Origin of the sequence: Lelliottia sp. CFBP8978 (assembly GCF_034046055.2) — a bacterium.
GTDB lineage: Bacteria > Pseudomonadota > Gammaproteobacteria > Enterobacterales > Enterobacteriaceae > Enterobacter.
In genome coordinates, this window is sequence record NZ_CM188253.1 from 287034 (window position 1) to 304021 (window position 16988).

Consider the following 16988-nt stretch of genomic DNA (forward strand, 5'->3'; position numbering starts at 1 on the left):
TCTGTAGATTCGTCGTTTTCTCTGCGGTGGAGTATAATTCCTCAAGTTAACTTGAGGTAAAGAGGTTTTATGGAAAAGAGATTGCCCAGAATAAAAGCGCTGCTGACGCCGGGCGAAGTGGCGAAGCGAAGTGGGGTGGCGGTCTCGGCGCTGCATTTCTATGAAAGCAAAGGCTTAATTAAAAGCATCCGCAACGGGGGCAATCAGCGGCGCTATACCCGCGATGTCCTGCGCTACGTGGCGATTATCAAAATTGCGCAACGCATCGGCATCCCGCTGGCGACCATCGGCGATGCGTTTGGCGTTCTGCCGGAAGGGCACTCGCTCAGTCCGAAAGAGTGGAAAGAGCTCTCTTCGCAATGGCGCGAAGAGCTGGATCGGCGCATTCATACGCTGGTGGCATTGCGCGACGAGCTGGACGGGTGTATTGGTTGCGGATGTCTTTCCCGCAGCGACTGCCCGCTGCGCAACCCGGGCGATAAACTGGGTGAGCAAGGAACCGGGGCGCGACTGCTGGAAGAGGAGTAAAAAACTAAAGCGCCATAAAGGCGCTTTAGTTTGTTCCCGGTCTTTGTCTTTCTCTCTATCCCGCTGGTTCACGGGAGGGTTTCCCCCGACATCAACACCCCTCATGTCGAGCACGTTGGGGAGGTTCCGGTTTGTGTTGACACTTTAATTCTATGCAAAGCCCTGCTGATTGCCAGTCAACAAGGCGAAATTCTCGCCAAAATTTTTTCGCCATGTTGTGCAATTTTCTATAGTTAGTTTGTATGAATCACAGGAGATCACCATGCTTACGCTCCACCATCTGAATCAGTCCCGCTCACACCGCGTGATTTGGGCACTCGAAGAGCTCGCTTTGCCGTATCAGATTGTGCGTTATCAGCGGGAAAAAACCATGATGGCCCCCGCGTCGCTCAAGAAAATTCATCCGCTGGGCAAATCGCCGGTGGTTGAAGATAACGGCCTGATCCTCGCCGAATCGGGGGCTATTCTTGAATATTTGCAGGAGACCTATGATCCGCAGTCGCATCTCAAGCCTCAGGATGCGGCCGATAAAATTCAGTATCGCTTCTGGCTGCATTATGCCGAGGGATCGCTGATGCCTTTACTGCTGATGAAGCTCATTTTTGTCAGCCTCGGCAAACCGCCGATTCCGTTTGGCCTGCGTTCACTGGGGAAAGTGCTTGGGCAGGGGGTGCAAAAAGCGTGGCTCAACCCGCAGCTGGAAACCCACGCGCGCTACATTGAAGCGCATCTCAGTGAAAACACCTGGTTTGCCGGAGAGCAACTGAGCATGGCCGATATCCAGATGACTTATCCGATCTTCGCACTGCTGGCACGCGGTGGGATCGATAATCTTCCGCACACCCAGGCGTGGAAAAAAAGAGTGGAAATGCGTCCTGCCTGGCAACGCGCGATTCAGCAGGGTGGGCCTTTTGAGATCCCTGGCGGGTGACAGATTGTTATCAAATTGCGCATTCACGATAACGTTTGCGCATCCTCTGGTTATTTCTTCAGCGTCATAAGGCCAATTTAGCGAAAAACGACAAAGTTCAGTTGAAAAGGGCGTGTATTACGCTAGATAATCGTTTGCCTTAAATTGACCACCCGTTTTGTAGGCGCGGAGCTAAACGTTTGCTTTTTTTGTGACGCCCCTTTTCGTCGCAAATGCAGCACAAGGATTTGACGTTTCGCTGGCAGTGGAGTGTTCACCACGCTCACAAACGAATGATAAAAATTCTCAGGGGATGTTTTCTATGTCTACGCCTTCAGCGCGTACCGGCGGTTCACTCGACGCCATCTTTAAGATTTCTGCTCGCGGCAGCACCGTGCGTCAGGAAGTGGTTGCAGGTCTGACGACCTTCCTGGCGATGGTCTATTCCGTCATTGTTGTGCCGGGCATGCTGGGTAAAGCGGGCTTCCCGCCTGCAGCCGTGTTTGTCGCAACCTGTCTGGTGGCAGGCGTTGGCTCAATCGTTATGGGTCTGTGGGCGAACCTGCCGCTGGCGATTGGTTGCGCGATCTCATTAACCGCGTTTACGGCGTTCAGCCTGGTGCTGGGCCAGCACATCAGCGTACCTGTCGCGCTGGGTGCGGTCTTCCTGATGGGTGTGCTGTTTACCATCATCTCCGCCACCGGGATTCGTAGCTGGATCTTGCGCAACCTGCCGCAAGGCGTGGCGCACGGTACGGGAATTGGTATCGGCCTGTTCCTGCTGCTGATCGCCGCAAACGGCGTCGGTCTGGTTGTTAAGAACCCGCTGGATGGCCTGCCGGTTGCGCTGGGTCACTTTGCCAGCTTCCCGGTGATCATGTCGCTGATTGGCCTGGCGGTGATTATCGGCCTCGAAAAACTGAAAGTGCCTGGCGGGATCCTGCTGACCATCATCGGTATCTCCGTTGTCGGCCTGATCTTCGACCCAACCGTTCACTTCTCCGGTATCTTCGCGATGCCTTCTCTGAGTGACGAGCAGGGCAACTCTCTGATTGGCAGCCTGGATATCGTCGGCGCGCTGAACCCGGTGATCCTGCCAAGCGTTCTGGCGCTGGTGATGACCGCGGTGTTTGATGCCACAGGCACTATCCGCGCGGTAGCCGGGCAGGCGAACCTGCTCGATAAAGACGGGCAAATCATTGATGGCGGCAAAGCGCTGACCACCGACTCCCTGAGCAGCGTGTTCTCGGGTCTGGTGGGCGCGGCTCCGGCAGCGGTGTACATCGAATCCGCAGCGGGTACGGCGGCGGGCGGTAAAACCGGTCTGACGGCTATCACCGTTGGCGTGCTGTTCCTGCTGATCCTGTTCCTCTCTCCGCTCTCTTATCTGGTTCCGGCCTACGCAACGGCTCCGGCGCTGATGTACGTGGGCCTGCTGATGCTGAGCAATGTGGCGAAAATCGACTTTGCTGATTTCGTCGATGCCATGTCCGGCCTGATTACCGCCGTGTTTATCGTGCTGACCTGTAACATCGTGACCGGCATCATGATTGGTTTCGCTTCACTGGTCATTGGTCGTCTGGTCTCCGGTGAATGGCGCAAGCTGAACATCGGTACCGTCGTGATTGCGATCGCGCTGGTGGCGTTCTATGCCGGTGGCTGGGCAATCTAAGCCTCTGCAACCTATTGAAACGGGTGGCTTTGGCCGCCCGTTTTTATTTTCGGAACACACATCGTTGTCTTTTGCGTTACTCTGGGGAAGGTAGAATAAAGGCACGACGCCTTACTGAGCGCGAGGCCCATTGGGCTATTTTGCCTGTGCCGATTTAGCCGAGTGGGATATTTATAAGAAACACCGCAAACAGGGAACGCATGGAAATCTTCTTCACAATACTCATCATGACCCTTGTGGTCTCACTTTCCGGGGTAGTGACCCGAGTCCTCCCCTTCCAGTTACCTCTCCCGCTGATGCAAATTGCCATCGGCGCGCTGCTGGCATGGCCGACGTTTGGTCTGCACGTAGAGTTCGATCCCGAGCTGTTTCTCGTGCTGTTCATTCCGCCGCTGCTGTTTGCCGACGGCTGGAAAACCCCCACGCGCGAGTTTCTTGAACACGGGCGGGAGATTTTCGGCCTGGCGCTGGCGCTGGTCGTCGTCACGGTGGTTGGAATTGGTTTCCTCATTTACTGGATTGTCCCGGGCATTCCGTTGATTCCCGCCTTCGCGCTGGCCGCTGTTCTGTCACCCACCGATGCGGTGGCGCTGTCCGGCATCGTCGGAGAAGGGCGCATTCCGAAAAAAATCATGGGCATTCTGCAGGGTGAGGCGCTGATGAATGATGCCTCCGGCCTGGTCGCCCTGAAATTTGCCGTCGCGGTGGCGATGGGCACGATGATCTTTACCGTCGGCGGCGCGACCGTTGAATTCTTCAAAGTGGCGATTGGCGGCATTATGGCCGGTTTCGCCGTCAGCTGGCTGTATGGCCGCTCGCTGGGCTTCCTCAGCCGCTGGGGCGGCGACGAGCCCGCCACGCAGATCGTTCTGCTGTTCCTGCTGCCGTTCGCTTCTTATCTGATTGCGGAACATATCGGCGTATCCGGCATCCTGGCGGCGGTCGCGGCGGGGATGACGATCACCCGTTCCGGCGTTATGCGCCGGGCGCCACTGGCGATGCGTCTGCGTGCGAACAGCACCTGGGCGATGCTTGAATTTGTGTTTAACGGCATGGTGTTCCTGCTGTTGGGCCTGCAACTGCCGGGTATTCTGGAGTCGTCGCTGGTGGCGGCAGAGGCTGATCCGAACGTCGAAACCTGGATGCTGTTTACCGATATCGTGCTGATTTACATGGCGCTGATGCTGGTTCGCTTCGGCTGGCTGTGGACGATGAAAAACTTCAGCATGCGCTTTCTGCATAAAAAACCGATGGAGTTTGGCTCCTGGACCACGCGTGAACTGCTGATTGCGTCCTTTGCCGGTGTGCGTGGGGCGATTACCCTTGCCGGTGTGCTCTCTATTCCGCTGCTGTTGCCGGATGGCAATGTGTTCCCGGCGCGCTACGAGCTGGTGTTCCTGGCGGCAGGAGTGATTCTGTTCTCACTGTTTATCGGCGTCATCATGCTGCCCGTGCTGCTGCAACATCTTGAAGTGGCCGATCACGCCCAACAGCATAAAGAGGAGCGAATCGCCCGCGCGGCTACGGCTGAAGTGGCGATTGTGGCGATCGAAAAAATGGAAGAGCGCCTGTCGGCTGACACTGAAGAGAACATTGATAATCAGTTGCTGAAAGAGGTGAGCTCGCGCGTGATTGGTAATCTGCGCCGACGTGCCGACGGCCGTAACGATGTTGAAAGCTCAATGCAGGAAGAGAATCTCGAACGCCGTTTTCGCCTGGCGGCGCTGCGCTCCGAGCGTGCCGAGCTTTACCACCTGCGCGCCACCCGGCAGATCAGCAATGAGACGCTGCAAAAACTGCTGCACGATTTGGATCTGCTGGAAGCATTGCTGATTGAGAATCCGTAGGGCTTCTCATGTAAGTGAGAGTGGGACATGAGGCTCAGGACGGTCTTCCGTTCACTTCTGGTCCCGCGCTTCTCTAAACCAGCAGCGCTCGTGAACGTGTTATGGGGGCTATTGTGGCCCCCGTAACAATCCCGCCTTCCGGCAAAGAAAATCGCTGCTCGGAAAGCACCTCAACGATTTTTGCCCGGACCGGGGTGTCGCTGCGGGGGCTTTTTACTCCAGAGAAGAGGTCTTCACCCAAAATCCTTCGCAGCACTTCAGCCATGCCTGTGCGCTGTGCGACAGATAGACGCCTTCGCGCCAAATCATCCCTAGCTGCCAGTGCAGATTGCTGTCGAGCGGTATCCAGCGCAGCGTGTTTTTGTCCAGCCGCTCGCATACGGGCTGCGGTAAAATGGCGATCCCCACTCCGGCTTGCACCATCGCCGCCAAAAAATCCCACTGCCCGCTGCGCACGGCAATACGCGGTTTGACGCCATGATCATTAAACAGCTGCATCAGTTGGCGACTAAGGGCGAAATCCTCGTTGTAGATAAGCAGCGGATGTTCCGCCAATAATTCCGGTTTCACGGTGTGAATGTGCAGCCAGTCGCCCGAGCGCGGAACCAGCACGCACAGAGGATGGCTGAACAGTGGCAGCGTTGCCAGCCCGCTGTCTTCTTCAACGGGCAGGGCGGTCATCGCCAGATCCAGCTCGCCATTCATCACCGCCTGTTGCACCGTCAGTCCGCCAAATTCGGAGATTTTCAGCTCGACGCCCGGATAACGCTGGCGATATAAACTGATAGGCCCGGCCATCATCATGCCGACCATCGGCGGGATCCCCAGGCGCAACAGACCTTTATTCAGATGGTTAATATCGCCCAGTTCGGCTTCGAGCTGACGAAACTCGGCCAGGATCGCCAGACCGCGCTCAAACACCACGCGACCGGTATCGGTAAGCAACAGCTTGCGCCCATCGCGAATTAACAACGTACAGTTCAGTTCATCTTCGAGATTTTTCAGCATCTTGCTGATGGTGGGTTGGGTGACAAATAACTTCTCCGCTGCGCGGGTAAAACTCTGCTGGCGGACCACCTCGACAAAATAGCGCAGCGTTCTTATGTCCATGATTATTCCTCGAAACTATACCTTCGATGATTTTAATTCATTTCAGTCCATACCGTGCGGTCACTATACTGGCGTCTCGTCTCATTTTTGAGGAAATCCCCCATGGCCGTGGCGTTAAGTCGTGTTACGCCTGCCGTTATGCAACGACTCCAGGTGCCGGTTCAGGTACTTTTGTATGCGGGTCTGTTCGTTTTCGCTGAATATCTTGTCAGCTGGCTGCGCTTGCCGCTGCCGGCCAATCTGGTCGGCATGATATTAATGCTGGCCCTCATTCTCTGTCGCGTGATCCCCCTCAACTGGGTACGCGCGGGCGCCCGCTGGCTGCTGGCAGAAATGCTGCTGTTCTTTGTTCCGGCCGTGGTGGCGGTAGTGAATTATGCACAACTGCTGATGGTGGACGGCTGGCGCATTTTTGCGGTGATCGCCTTGAGCACGCTCATGGTGCTGGGGGCGACGGCATGGGTGGTGGATAAAGTGTATCGCTTTGAAATCAGCAGGCAGAAGCATGACTAATTTTCACATCAGCGTGTTGTGCCTTGTCGTCACGCTGGTGGTCTATTTCGCCAACAAACGACTCTATCGCCGCTTTCACGCCCTGCCGCTGATGCCGCTGGTCTTCACCCCCATTTTACTGGTGCTGATGCTGGTCTTTGGCCACATCTCCTGGCAGAACTATATCGGCGAGTCGCACTGGTTATTATGGCTGCTTGGCCCTGCGACTATCGCCTTTGCCGTACCGGTTTACGATAATCTGGCGATCATCAAACGTCACTGGATGTCGCTGACCGCAGGCGTGGTTACCGCCACGGTGGTTGCGGTGACCAGCTCTGTGTGGCTGGCGCGACTATTCACTCTGTCGGATGAGATCCAGCGTAGCCTGGCGGTGCGATCCGTTACCACGCCGTTTGCGCTGGCCGCCGCCAAACCTCTCGGCGGGCAGTCCGATCTGGTCGCGCTGTTTGTCGTGGTGACCGGCGTGTTTGGCATGGCGGTGGGCGACATGCTGTTTTTGCGCCTGTCGATTCGCGAGGGGATGGCAAAAGGGGCCGGATTTGGCGCGGCGTCGCACGGCGCAGGGACGGCTCGCTCTTACGAGCTGGGTCAGCAGGAAGGCGTGGTGGCAAGCCTGGTGATGATGCTGTCCGGCGTGGTGATGGTGCTGGTTGCGCCGCTGGTGGCATGGGTAATGTTCTGACCAGCGGCGTGACGGTTATTTCAGCCGGGCAACCAGCTCAAACTCTTTAAAATGAACCGGTCGCTGCTGCTGCATCGAGAGATTTCCGGCGATACCGGTCAGGATCGACATGGCGCCTGCGCGGTGGTCGGCAGCGCGTTTGAGCGGATCGTGACCCGGTTCGCCAAACAGGTCCGCCAGCATCGCGTTATCGCCGCCGCCGTGTCCGCCTTCACCGAGCGAGAAATCGGCCTTCCAGGGAGCATCGAACATCGGGAAGACGGTGATATCACACGCTTCCAGACTGCCTTCGTTTTCGCGCTCACCGCCGGCGTTAACGTAGGATTTCTCCACGATCCTCATCTCCAGCCGCCCCTTGCTGCCGTTGAACACCACGTTCAGCCCTTCCCACGGCAGATACGTATTCAGCGAGTAGGTCAGCTGCGTCTGGTTCTGGTATTTCACCAGCACTGACATTGTGTCTTCGATGGTAATGCCATCGCTGAAAACGCTCTGATCGCGGTAGTAATTGTCTTCATGCTCGGCGTCGAGATAGAGCGCTTTAAGCTGTGGATTTTCAGCCATATGCAGCGCAAAGGGATCGTCTTTTGCCTGCGTGTAGCCATGGGCGCGCGGGTAGAATTGCGCAACGCCGCGGCGCTCCGCATTCTCTTTGCCGTAAAAACGCAGGCTGCCTTCCGCGTAAACGCGCTCAGGATAGCTGCCCAGCCAGAAGTTCATCAGATCGAAATGGTGGGTAGATTTATGCACCAGCAGGCCGCCGCTGTTTCGTTTTTCTCGATGCCAGCGACGGAAGTAATCCGCGCCATGTTCGGTGTTGAGCAACCACTCAAAATGTACCGAGTAGACCTCGCCGATGGTGTCGTTCATCAGCAGCTCACGCACTTTGCTGTGATGCGGGGCATAGCGGTAATTAAACGCCACGCGTACCTGGCGGCCCGTTTCTTCAATAGCGTCGAGAATGCGCAAAGCGCGCTTTTCATCAATGGTCATCGGTTTTTCGGTGATCACGTCGCAGCCTGCGCGCAGCGCCCGGACAATATAATCGTCATGGGTGCGATCCATCGTGGTCACAATGATGATGTCCGGACGCGTTTCGCGGATCATCTCTTCAAACTGCGCGGCTTTCCAGGTGGAGACCGGCGCAGCGCCTTCGTTCTGCAGCAGTTGATTTGCATAGTTCATGCGCGTCTGGTTGGTGTCGCAAAAGGCCACCATTTGCGCACCGGTTTTCCATTGTCCGCCAATAGCCGAAATATATAATCCAGCGCGGCCGCCGGTTCCTACAAGGGCATATCGCTTCATCGTATCCTCACGTAATAAAACAATGTTTCATAATCGTTCAGGTACTGTAGCGCGATGGCCGAAGATGGATATGTTAACAGGAGAGAAATGTGATCCCCGGCCAGAATGACCGGGGAGAATTAACGATTAATGCGCGCGGCCCTGATCGATACCCAGGCCGGTTTGAGAACGGATAAACTGGGCACGGAATTTATCACGCTCCAGATTACCTTCCGCTGAGTTATCGGTGGCAGAGAAGAACCAAATCCCGATGAACGCCACGGCAATGGAGAACAGCGCCGGGTATTCGTAAGGGAAGATGGCTTTTTCGTGACCGAGGATCTGCACCCAAATGGTGGGGCCGAGAATCATCAGAATCACCGCCGTCAGCAGGCCCAGCCAGCCGCCAATCATCGCGCCACGGGTGGTCAGTTTTGACCAGTACATGGAGAGCAGAATGATCGGGAAGTTACAGCTTGCCGCAATGGAGAAGGCCAGCCCGACCATGAAGGCGATATTCTGTTTCTCGAACAGAATCCCCAGCAGGATCGCCACCACGCCGAGAATCAGCACGGTGATTTTGGAGACCTTCAGCTCCTGGCGCTCGGTCGCCCCTTTACGCCACACGTTAGCGTAGAGGTCATGCGATACCGCGGAAGCGCCCGCCAGCGTCAGACCGGCGACCACCGCCAGAATGGTGGCGAACGCCACGGCGGAGATAAAGCCGAGGAACAGGTTACCGCCCACGGCATCGGCCAGATGTACCGCCGCCATGTTATTGCCGCCAATCAGCTGTCCCGCCGCGTCTTTAAACGCCGGATTCGCGCCCACCAGCATGATCGCGCCAAAGCCGATGATAAAGGTCAGAATGTAGAAATAACCCATAAAACCGGTGGCATAGAAGACGCTTTTACGCGCTTCGCGGGCATCGCTGACGGTAAAGAAACGCATCAGGATGTGCGGCAAACCGGCAGTACCAAACATCAGACCCAGTCCGAGGGACAGGGCGGATATCGGGTCTTTCACCAGCCCGCCCGGGCTCATAATGGCTTCGCCTTTCGGGTGAACCGCCATCGCTTCGGTGAACAGGTTATTGAAGCTAAAGCCAACGTGTTTCATCACCATAAAGGCCATAAAACTGGCGCCGAACAGCAGCAGCACGGCTTTGATGATCTGCACCCAGGTGGTGGCGAGCATGCCGCCGAACAACACATACATCACCATTAATACGCCCACCAGCACGACTGCCACGTGGTAGTTCAGGCCGAACAGCAGTTCGATCAATTTCCCTGCGCCCACCATCTGGGCAATCAGGTACAGCGCCACCACCACCAGCGAACCGCAGGCGGAAAGGGTGCGGATCGGGCCTTGTTTCAGGCGATAGGATGCGACGTCGGCAAAGGTGTAGCGCCCGAGATTACGCAGGCGTTCGGCAATCAGGAACAGAATAATCGGCCAGCCGACGAGGAAACCGAGGGAGTAAATCAGCCCGTCGTAACCGGAGGTATACACCAGCGCGGAGATGCCGAGGAACGACGCGGCAGACATAAAGTCGCCCGCAATCGCCAGCCCGTTCTGGAAGCCGGTAATGTTACCGCCCGCGGTGTAATAATCGTTACGGGACCGTACGCGCTTTGACGCCCAGTAGGTGATATAGAGCGTCAACAGCACGAAAATCAAAAACATAATAATCGCCTGCCAGTTGGTTGGCTGGCGTTCAACCGCGCCGGTAATGGCATCAGCAGCGTTGGCAGCAATAGGTAGTGTGGCGGCTAGCGCCGTCAGAACTCGCTTCATGATGCTTTTACCTCGCGCAGAACTGCTTTATTAAGACGATCAAATTCACCGTTAGCGCGCCAGACGTACACGCCGGTCAGCACAAATGAAATGACGATGACGCCAATCCCGATGGGGATCCCACGCGTGACGCTGGTTCCTGCGTGCAGCGGCGTGCCGAGCCAGTGAGGGGCAAAGGCGATCAGTAAAATAAAGCCGACGTAAATAATCAGCATGATGATGGAAAGAATAAAGGCAAACCGTTGCCGTTTTTCGACGAGCTCCCTGAAATGCGCACTATTTTCTATCTGCTGATAAATGTTGTCATTCATCACAGAGTCTCCAGAGGTTCCCCTTTGTCTTTCACGCTGCAGGTGCGTTGGCCGCACTCGACCACCCCGGTCACATAGATAACTATGCTCCTGGGATGTTCTCGCTTGCCGCCTTCCTTCAACGTGAAATCCTTTGGGGAGGGGTGTTTTAATTCCCTCTCCCCTATAGGGAGAGGGCCAGGGTGAGGGGGGTTACGAAGGCATCGCGATGGCCTGCTTCTCTTCGAGCAGTTTTTCCACTACGCCAGGATCGGCAAGCGTGGAGGTATCACCGAGATTACTGGTATCGCCCGCCGCGATTTTGCGCAGAATACGACGCATGATCTTGCCGGAACGGGTTTTCGGCAGCGAGTCGGTCCAGTGCAGCACATCCGGCGTGGCAAGCGGGCCAATCTCTTTACGCACCCAGTTACGCACTTCGGTGTACAGCTCTGGTGACGGCTCTTCGCCGTGGTTCAGAGTGACGTAGGCATAAATCGCCTGGCCTTTAATGTTGTGCGGAATGCCCACCACGGCGGCTTCGGCAATTTTCGGATGGGAAACCAGCGCCGATTCAATTTCAGCCGTTCCCAGACGGTGACCGGAGACGTTCAACACATCGTCCACGCGTCCGGTGATCCAGTAGTAGCCATCTTCATCACGACGCGCGCCGTCGCCGCTGAAGTACATGTTTTTAAAGGTCGAGAAGTAGGTCTGCTCGAAGCGATCGTGATCGCCAAACAGGGTGCGCGCCTGGCCAGGCCAGGAGTCGGTGATCACCAGATTGCCTTCGGTTGCGCCTTCCAGCGGATTGCCTTCGTTATCCACCAGCGCTGGCTGGACGCCAAAGAACGGGCGCGTGGCGGATCCCGCCTTCAGTTGGGTCGCGCCGGGCAGGGGAGTAATCATGAAACCGCCGGTTTCGGTCTGCCACCAGGTATCCATCACCGGACATTTTTCGTTGCCGATTTTCTTCCAGTACCATTCCCACGCTTCCGGGTTTATCGGCTCGCCCACGGAACCGAGAATACGCAGGGAAGAGCGGTCAGTACCTTCAATGGCTTTATCGCCTTCGGCCATCAGGGCGCGGATCGCGGTGGGGGCGGTATAGAGAATATTGACCTGATGCTTGTCCACGACCTGGCTCATTCGCGCAGGTGTCGGCCAGTTAGGCACGCCTTCGAACATCAGCGTGGTCGCCCCACAGGCCAGGGGACCATACAGCAGATAGCTGTGGCCCGTTACCCAACCCACATCGGCGGTACACCAGTACACATCGCCCTGGTGATAATCGAAGACATATTTAAACGTCGATGCCGCGTACACCAGATAGCCACCGGTGGTGTGCAGCACGCCCTTTGGCTTGCCGGTGGACCCCGAGGTATAAAGAATAAAAAGCGGATCTTCCGCGTTCATCTCTTCGGGCTGATGCTGGTCGCTGGCGTTTTCAATCAGATCGCTCCACCACAGATCGCGACCCTCTTTCCACTCCACGTTGCCGCCGGTACGTTTGAGGACGATGACATTGCTGATGGTTTTGACGTTCGGGTTTTTCAGCGCTTCGTCGACATTTTTCTTCAGCGGAATGCCGCGTCCGGCGCGAACGCCCTCATCGGCGGTGATCACCAGTTTTGAACTGGAATCAATGATGCGCCCGGCCACGGCTTCCGGCGAGAAACCGCCGAAAATCACGGAATGCACGGCTCCGATGCGCGCGCAGGCCAGCATCGCCACGGCCGCTTCAGGCACCATTGGCATGTAAATGGCGACGACATCGCCTTTTTTGATCCCCTGGTCCAGCAGGACGTTGGCAAACCGACACACGTCGCGATGCAGCTCTTTATAGGTAATGTGCTTACTCTGAGAGGCGTCGTCGCCTTCCCAGATAATGGCGGTATCGTCACCGCGCCCGGCAAGATGTCGGTCCAGGCAGTTAGCGGCCAGATTCAGGGTACCATCTTCATACCATTTAATCGAAACGTTGCCGGGGGCAAAAGAGGTGTTCTTCACCTTCTGATAGGGCTGGATCCAGTCCAGAATTTTACCCTGTTCGCCCCAGAAGGCGTCAGGATCGGTAATCGAGTGCTGATACTTCTCTTTATATTGTTCCGGATTAATCAGGCAGTGGTCCGCAATATTTGCGGGAATGTCGTGTTTGTGAATTTGGCTCATGGCTTTTTTTCTCCTTGTAAGATGTTAATAATATGTCGCAAAAACGTTAATTGTAGGGGCTTTAGCAGCTTTGTTTGTTATTTGGGCGACAGATCACGCATTAACTGAACAGGTTGAAAAAGCAGCAAATGAAACTTTGAAGGGAAATAATTTACCGTAAGGATTATTCACATTTAGTAGAAAAAAAGCGTTTTTATAACAAAAGGTTATTTATAAGAATTATTACAAATTAGCGTCAGATGACCATTTAGCAGTGAAAAGCCTCGTTCTTTAAGGCTTGCGCAGCAGGCCATGCAGATGATACTGATACGGCGCGTTAAAAAACCCCATAAACCAACGCAACACAATTCATACCCTTTCAGTATGTTTCCATATTCATGCAGTTTTGATGAATAGGACGCTTCATTGAGGAAGTCAGTTTTTATGAAAAATTTTAAAATCAGCCTGGCCTGGCAAATCCTGCTGGCAATGGTGCTGGGTATCTTGCTGGGTAGTTATCTCCATTATCATAGTGACGACCGCGAGTGGCTGGTGGCGAATATGCTGTCACCGGCGGGCGATATCTTTATTCACCTGATCAAAATGATCGTTGTCCCGATTGTGATCTCAACGCTGATTGTGGGTATCGCGGGTGTCGGCGATGCAAAGCAGTTAGGGCGTATCGGCGCGAAAACCATTATCTATTTCGAAGTGATCACTACGGTTGCGATCATCCTTGGCATCACGCTGGCGAATGTGTTTCAGCCGGGCGCCGGGATTGATATGTCGCAGCTGGCAACGGTGGATATTTCGAAATACCAAAGCACGACAGCAGACGTGCAAAGCCATGCTCATGGCCTGATGGGAACTATCCTTTCGCTGGTGCCAACCAATATTGTGGCGTCGATGGCGAAAGGCGAAATGCTGCCGATTATCTTCTTCTCGGTGCTGTTTGGTCTGGGGCTTTCTTCCCTTCCGGCAACGCACCGTGAGCCACTGGTGACGGTGTTCCGCTCGATCTCTGAAACCATGTTTAAAGTGACGCACATGGTGATGCGCTATGCGCCGGTGGGCGTGTTCGCGCTGATTGCCGTGACGGTGGCGAACTTTGGTTTCGCCTCGCTGTGGCCGCTGGCCAAGCTGGTTATTCTGGTTCACTTTGCGATTCTGTTCTTTGCGCTGGTGGTGCTGGGGATTGTGGCGCGCATCTGCGGGCTGAGTATCTGGATCCTGATTCGAATTCTGAAAGACGAGCTGATTCTGGCTTACTCCACGGCCAGCTCTGAGAGCGTTCTGCCGCGCATTATCGAGAAGATGGAAGCCTACGGCGCGCCCGCGTCGATTACCAGTTTCGTTGTCCCGACCGGTTACTCCTTTAACCTCGATGGCTCAACCCTGTACCAGAGTATCGCGGCAATCTTTATCGCCCAGCTGTACGGGATCGATCTGTCACTGTGGCAGGAAATCGTGCTGGTCCTGACCCTGATGGTGACCTCGAAAGGGATTGCGGGCGTCCCGGGTGTCTCCTTCGTGGTACTGCTGGCAACGCTCGGCAGCGTCGGTATTCCGCTGGAAGGGCTGGCGTTTATCGCCGGTGTGGATCGTATTCTCGACATGGCGCGTACCGCGCTGAACGTGGTGGGGAATGCGCTGGCAGTGCTGGTGATTGCCAAGTGGGAACACAAATTTGACCGCAAAAAAGCGCAGGCCTACGAGCGCGAAATGCTGGGGAAATTTGAGACGACCGCGAACCGTTAAAGCCCCTTTGCCCGATGGCGCTTGCGCTTATCGGGCCTACTTTTGTAGGCCTGGCAAGCATCGCGCCGCCGGGCGTTACTCCCCGCTTAAAGCATCAAGCTCTTCACAACCTGAATCATTGCCTTCCAGACAGCTGACGTTAAACCAGTTCAGCGCCTTCTGCGTATTCGGTTCGATAAAGCCTTTTTCCCCTTCCTGGAACATCTTTCCCGCCCAGTATTCGGCATAGCCGGAGCGTGACAGCGTGGAGCTGCGTTTGAACCAGAAGGTAGCTTTGACGTCATCTTCTTCCACTTCACCGCCGTTGGCGTAAATCAGCCCGAGCAGCATTTGCGCATCCACGGCGGCATCGCTATCGGTATTCTCAGCGGCTTTTTGCAGCAGCGAGAGGGCGCGCGGATAGTCGGTTTTACCCGCCAGCGTGTTCACCAGCGTGTGGGCGAGGGTGATCTCCCCGTTGGTGCTGCCTGCCAGCGTCGCCTGTTCCGCGAGCTTACGCGCATCGGGTAAACTGGTTTTCATCATCATCTGCGCCAGCAGGGCAACGGCGTCGGGATCGCCCGCTTTCGCTGCTTTCTCGGCCCAATAGCGAGCATGTGGCTCATCGCCCGAGCTGTAGTAGGTGTCGGCCAGATAATATTGGGCGCGTTTGTCGCCTGCTTCTGCCTGTTCTTTGTATTGGCTACCAATCTCGTCGGCGTGCGCCAGCAGAGGGAATAACAGCAGCCAGCCACTACGTTTCATCATCTTTTTTCATCCGCATGCAAGGAGCGGCAGTATAAAGGGTGAGCAGCAAGAATTAAATGGGACGCTGAGTGTGAATCCGTCACAGCAGTTTTGTGAGCGCATGAGTGAGGGCCTGATGCTTTATCACCACGTCCTGCAGTTCAGCATGGCTGGAAATATGGGTCTTTTTCATCACCGCACGCTTGTGAGCGCTCAGGCATTTATGGTTCACCTGGTGGCAGGACGGGGCGGCGCTGTCTATCGAATGAATGACATTAATCTCTGGTCGGGTAAAAATAGTATCAGCCGTAAACGCATGTTTAATATGACAGGCATTATTCGTAAATAATGCCTGATATTCGAATACCTGTGCTTTACGCGAAATAACAGCGATGTTTATGTTATCACTCAACCGCGGCCACAGCGTCGTATCCATAAAATGAAAATGCTGAACATGTTGGGGGACAAAGGCCAGAGTGCAATTCCCCTCGGGTGTGCATAACGCACTCAGTTGGTGATAATCACTGAAATTCATGACGTCAACCAGCAGCAGATGTTTTTCTGGCTGTACGTCAAGGCTGTTTTTCGGGCATAGCGCTAATACACTCTGGGCAAAAAAATGGTCATCGCTCAATATGGTTATGTTCATTTTTTCAATGATTCTTCTTTATTGATGACAATTAAAAAGGGACAAAGACGCTACTGGTACGTTAATTCGAGCGTGGCGACCGTATTGGCGGTGCCTGCGCCTAACGAGGGTTTGGTTTGAATGTACCTGGCGACAAAGGAGAGATCTTCATGCCCGTCAATCGCGGTCATGACTTTTATTGTCTCATCCAGCTTAAGCGGAATGTCGTTTGAAAGGATCTGCACCCCCAGCCCACTGGCTGTACCCGCAGTACCCGCGTTGGTTAATGCCAAGACACTGGTATCGCTGGTGTCTGCATTTTGCACACCGTGTAGCGTTACATTAATGTTAATACCGAAACTGCAATCCATACTGACGGTGAACGCTTTGTCTCCGGCGGTGCTGCCTTCTCCCGTAAAGGAGGAGTCTGGCACATCAGCTAAATCCACAGAGGCAGCATAGGTTGATAATGAGCACGACGTGATATCAACCGAGATGGAGTCTGAGCCATTCCAGATGTCGCTCAGCGGTCTTTCTAATACCTGGTCGTCAATGTGGTAGCTGGTTTTCACGATTGGCAGTTTTCTTATCTGTCCGCCATAAAAGTCATTGCTGGTTTTCACCAGTTCAACGGCGGAGTAAATCAGCGCCATCGGGGTTGAGGTAGGGCTCAACGTACATTTAAAGACCCGCGAGGAATTATCAATGGTATCGCCATATTGTATTTCGCAAAGATCGGAGTCGTCGCGGAAATGGAAGCGCACGCCGATGCCAGGGGTATCGGTAGGATACACATCGGTAAAGCCGTCGACAGGGGCTGAATCTACCGTGACTTTGAAATAGACCGAGTATTCGCCGGAAGACACCATTGTGCAGGCAATATAATATTCACGTCCGCTGGCTAAAAGTGCTGTAGTGTTGCTACCGATGGGCGCATCTCTGGCCATCTGAACACTACCCTGTGCGGTATAATTTCCGCCAGAGGAATCACAGCTAGGATTCGCATACGCCTGAAGCGGATGCAAAATAACGAAGACCAGCGCCAGAGCGAGAAAAATGACGTTACGATAAGCATTAAACATGTGCGTTCTC

15 protein-coding genes are annotated in these 16988 nt (G+C 54.9%); 7 read left to right on the forward strand and 8 right to left on the reverse strand.

The genetic code is table 11. The features are described from left to right. Positions 1–69: 69 nt before the first annotated feature. From soxR to SOM82_RS01325, 4 genes are all read left to right on the forward strand, one after another. A complete protein-coding gene (soxR, locus tag SOM82_RS01310) occupies positions 70–528 on the forward strand; it encodes a redox-sensitive transcriptional activator SoxR (protein ID WP_154126854.1) in 459 nt (152 codons plus the stop codon). A gap of 262 nt (positions 529–790) precedes the next feature. Next, a complete protein-coding gene (locus tag SOM82_RS01315) occupies positions 791–1459 on the forward strand; it encodes a glutathione S-transferase family protein (RefSeq protein ID WP_320461245.1) in 669 nt (222 codons plus the stop codon). A gap of 301 nt (positions 1460–1760) precedes the next feature. Continuing rightward, positions 1761–3110: a guanine/hypoxanthine transporter GhxP gene (gene ghxP / locus SOM82_RS01320; RefSeq protein WP_154126856.1), complete on the forward strand. Its 1350-nt coding sequence runs from the start codon at positions 1761–1763 to the stop codon at positions 3108–3110. A gap of 200 nt (positions 3111–3310) precedes the next feature. Continuing rightward, entirely contained in the window at positions 3311–4957 is a 1647-nt protein-coding gene (locus tag SOM82_RS01325; protein WP_154126857.1) for a Na+/H+ antiporter, read from the forward strand. A gap of 213 nt (positions 4958–5170) precedes the next feature. Here SOM82_RS01325 and SOM82_RS01330 read toward each other — a convergent pair whose 3' ends face one another. After that, positions 5171–6067, reverse strand: coding sequence for a LysR family transcriptional regulator (locus tag SOM82_RS01330; protein ID WP_154126858.1), 897 nt, complete (start codon positions 6065–6067; stop codon positions 5171–5173). A 102-nt stretch (positions 6068–6169) separates the two neighbouring features. Between SOM82_RS01330 and SOM82_RS01335 the strand changes: the two genes are divergently transcribed. After that, entirely contained in the window at positions 6170–6580 is a 411-nt protein-coding gene (locus SOM82_RS01335; protein ID WP_320461246.1) for a CidA/LrgA family protein, read from the forward strand. Next, positions 6573–7262 (forward strand): LrgB family protein, encoded by a 690-nt coding sequence (locus SOM82_RS01340; protein WP_320461247.1) that lies wholly within the window; start codon positions 6573–6575, stop codon positions 7260–7262. The genes SOM82_RS01335 and SOM82_RS01340 overlap by 8 nt, the downstream gene beginning before the upstream one ends. 15 nt (positions 7263–7277) lie before the next feature. Here SOM82_RS01340 and SOM82_RS01345 read toward each other — a convergent pair whose 3' ends face one another. The 4 genes from SOM82_RS01345 to acs form a co-directional block, all read right to left on the reverse strand. Further along, the gene (locus SOM82_RS01345) at positions 7278–8567 is read right to left on the reverse strand and encodes a Gfo/Idh/MocA family protein (RefSeq protein WP_320461248.1); all 1290 of its coding nucleotides are present in this window, start codon (positions 8565–8567) and stop codon (positions 7278–7280) included. Positions 8568–8693: 126 nt separating this feature from the next. After that, a complete protein-coding gene (gene actP, locus SOM82_RS01350) occupies positions 8694–10343 on the reverse strand; it encodes a cation/acetate symporter ActP (RefSeq protein ID WP_154126862.1) in 1650 nt (549 codons plus the stop codon). Continuing rightward, entirely contained in the window at positions 10340–10654 is a 315-nt protein-coding gene (locus SOM82_RS01355; protein WP_154126863.1) for a DUF485 domain-containing protein, read from the reverse strand. Before SOM82_RS01355 ends, actP begins: the two co-directional genes overlap by 4 nt. Positions 10655–10846: 192 nt before the next feature. After that, positions 10847–12805 (reverse strand): acetate--CoA ligase, encoded by a 1959-nt coding sequence (acs, locus tag SOM82_RS01360; protein WP_154126864.1) that lies wholly within the window; start codon positions 12803–12805, stop codon positions 10847–10849. Positions 12806–13228: 423 nt separating this feature from the next. On the opposite strand from acs, the gene gltP reads away from it, so the two are divergent. Next, positions 13229–14542, forward strand: a complete 1314-nt coding sequence (gltP, locus tag SOM82_RS01365; protein WP_320461249.1) for a glutamate/aspartate:proton symporter GltP — start codon at positions 13229–13231, stop codon at positions 14540–14542. Positions 14543–14617: 75 nt separating this feature from the next. Here the strand turns inward: gltP and SOM82_RS01370 are convergent, their stop codons facing one another. The 3 genes from SOM82_RS01370 to SOM82_RS01380 all read right to left on the reverse strand — a co-directional run bounded on the left by SOM82_RS01370 (position 14618) and on the right by SOM82_RS01380 (position 16978). Beyond that, on the reverse strand, positions 14618–15286 hold the full coding sequence (locus SOM82_RS01370) for a tetratricopeptide repeat protein (protein WP_414672126.1): 669 nt from the start codon (positions 15284–15286) through the stop codon (positions 14618–14620). An 82-nt stretch (positions 15287–15368) separates the two neighbouring features. Further along, positions 15369–15917, reverse strand: a complete 549-nt coding sequence (locus tag SOM82_RS01375; protein WP_320461251.1) for a hypothetical protein — start codon at positions 15915–15917, stop codon at positions 15369–15371. A gap of 50 nt (positions 15918–15967) precedes the next feature. Next, on the reverse strand, positions 15968–16978 hold the full coding sequence (locus SOM82_RS01380) for a fimbrial protein (RefSeq protein WP_320461252.1): 1011 nt from the start codon (positions 16976–16978) through the stop codon (positions 15968–15970). Between the last annotated feature and the right edge of the window lie 10 nt (positions 16979–16988).

Coding starts and splice junctions, on each gene's coding strand:
- SOM82_RS01380 (WP_320461252.1), bottom strand. CDS start 16,978: ATGTTTAATGCTTATCGTAACGTCATTTTTCTCGCTCTGGCGCTGGTC.
- SOM82_RS01335 (WP_320461246.1), top strand. CDS start 6,170: ATGGCCGTGGCGTTAAGTCGTGTTACGCCTGCCGTTATGCAACGACTC.
- SOM82_RS01375 (WP_320461251.1), bottom strand. CDS start 15,917: ATGAACATAACCATATTGAGCGATGACCATTTTTTTGCCCAGAGTGTA.
- SOM82_RS01340 (WP_320461247.1), top strand. CDS start 6,573: ATGACTAATTTTCACATCAGCGTGTTGTGCCTTGTCGTCACGCTGGTG.
- soxR (WP_154126854.1), top strand. CDS start 70: ATGGAAAAGAGATTGCCCAGAATAAAAGCGCTGCTGACGCCGGGCGAA.
- SOM82_RS01330 (WP_154126858.1), bottom strand. CDS start 6,067: ATGGACATAAGAACGCTGCGCTATTTTGTCGAGGTGGTCCGCCAGCAG.
- SOM82_RS01325 (WP_154126857.1), top strand. CDS start 3,311: ATGGAAATCTTCTTCACAATACTCATCATGACCCTTGTGGTCTCACTT.
- actP (WP_154126862.1), bottom strand. CDS start 10,343: ATGAAGCGAGTTCTGACGGCGCTAGCCGCCACACTACCTATTGCTGCC.
- SOM82_RS01355 (WP_154126863.1), bottom strand. CDS start 10,654: ATGAATGACAACATTTATCAGCAGATAGAAAATAGTGCGCATTTCAGG.
- gltP (WP_320461249.1), top strand. CDS start 13,229: ATGAAAAATTTTAAAATCAGCCTGGCCTGGCAAATCCTGCTGGCAATG.
- SOM82_RS01315 (WP_320461245.1), top strand. CDS start 791: ATGCTTACGCTCCACCATCTGAATCAGTCCCGCTCACACCGCGTGATT.
- SOM82_RS01370 (WP_414672126.1), bottom strand. CDS start 15,286: ATGAAACGTAGTGGCTGGCTGCTGTTATTCCCTCTGCTGGCGCACGCC.
- SOM82_RS01345 (WP_320461248.1), bottom strand. CDS start 8,567: ATGAAGCGATATGCCCTTGTAGGAACCGGCGGCCGCGCTGGATTATAT.
- ghxP (WP_154126856.1), top strand. CDS start 1,761: ATGTCTACGCCTTCAGCGCGTACCGGCGGTTCACTCGACGCCATCTTT.
- acs (WP_154126864.1), bottom strand. CDS start 12,805: ATGAGCCAAATTCACAAACACGACATTCCCGCAAATATTGCGGACCAC.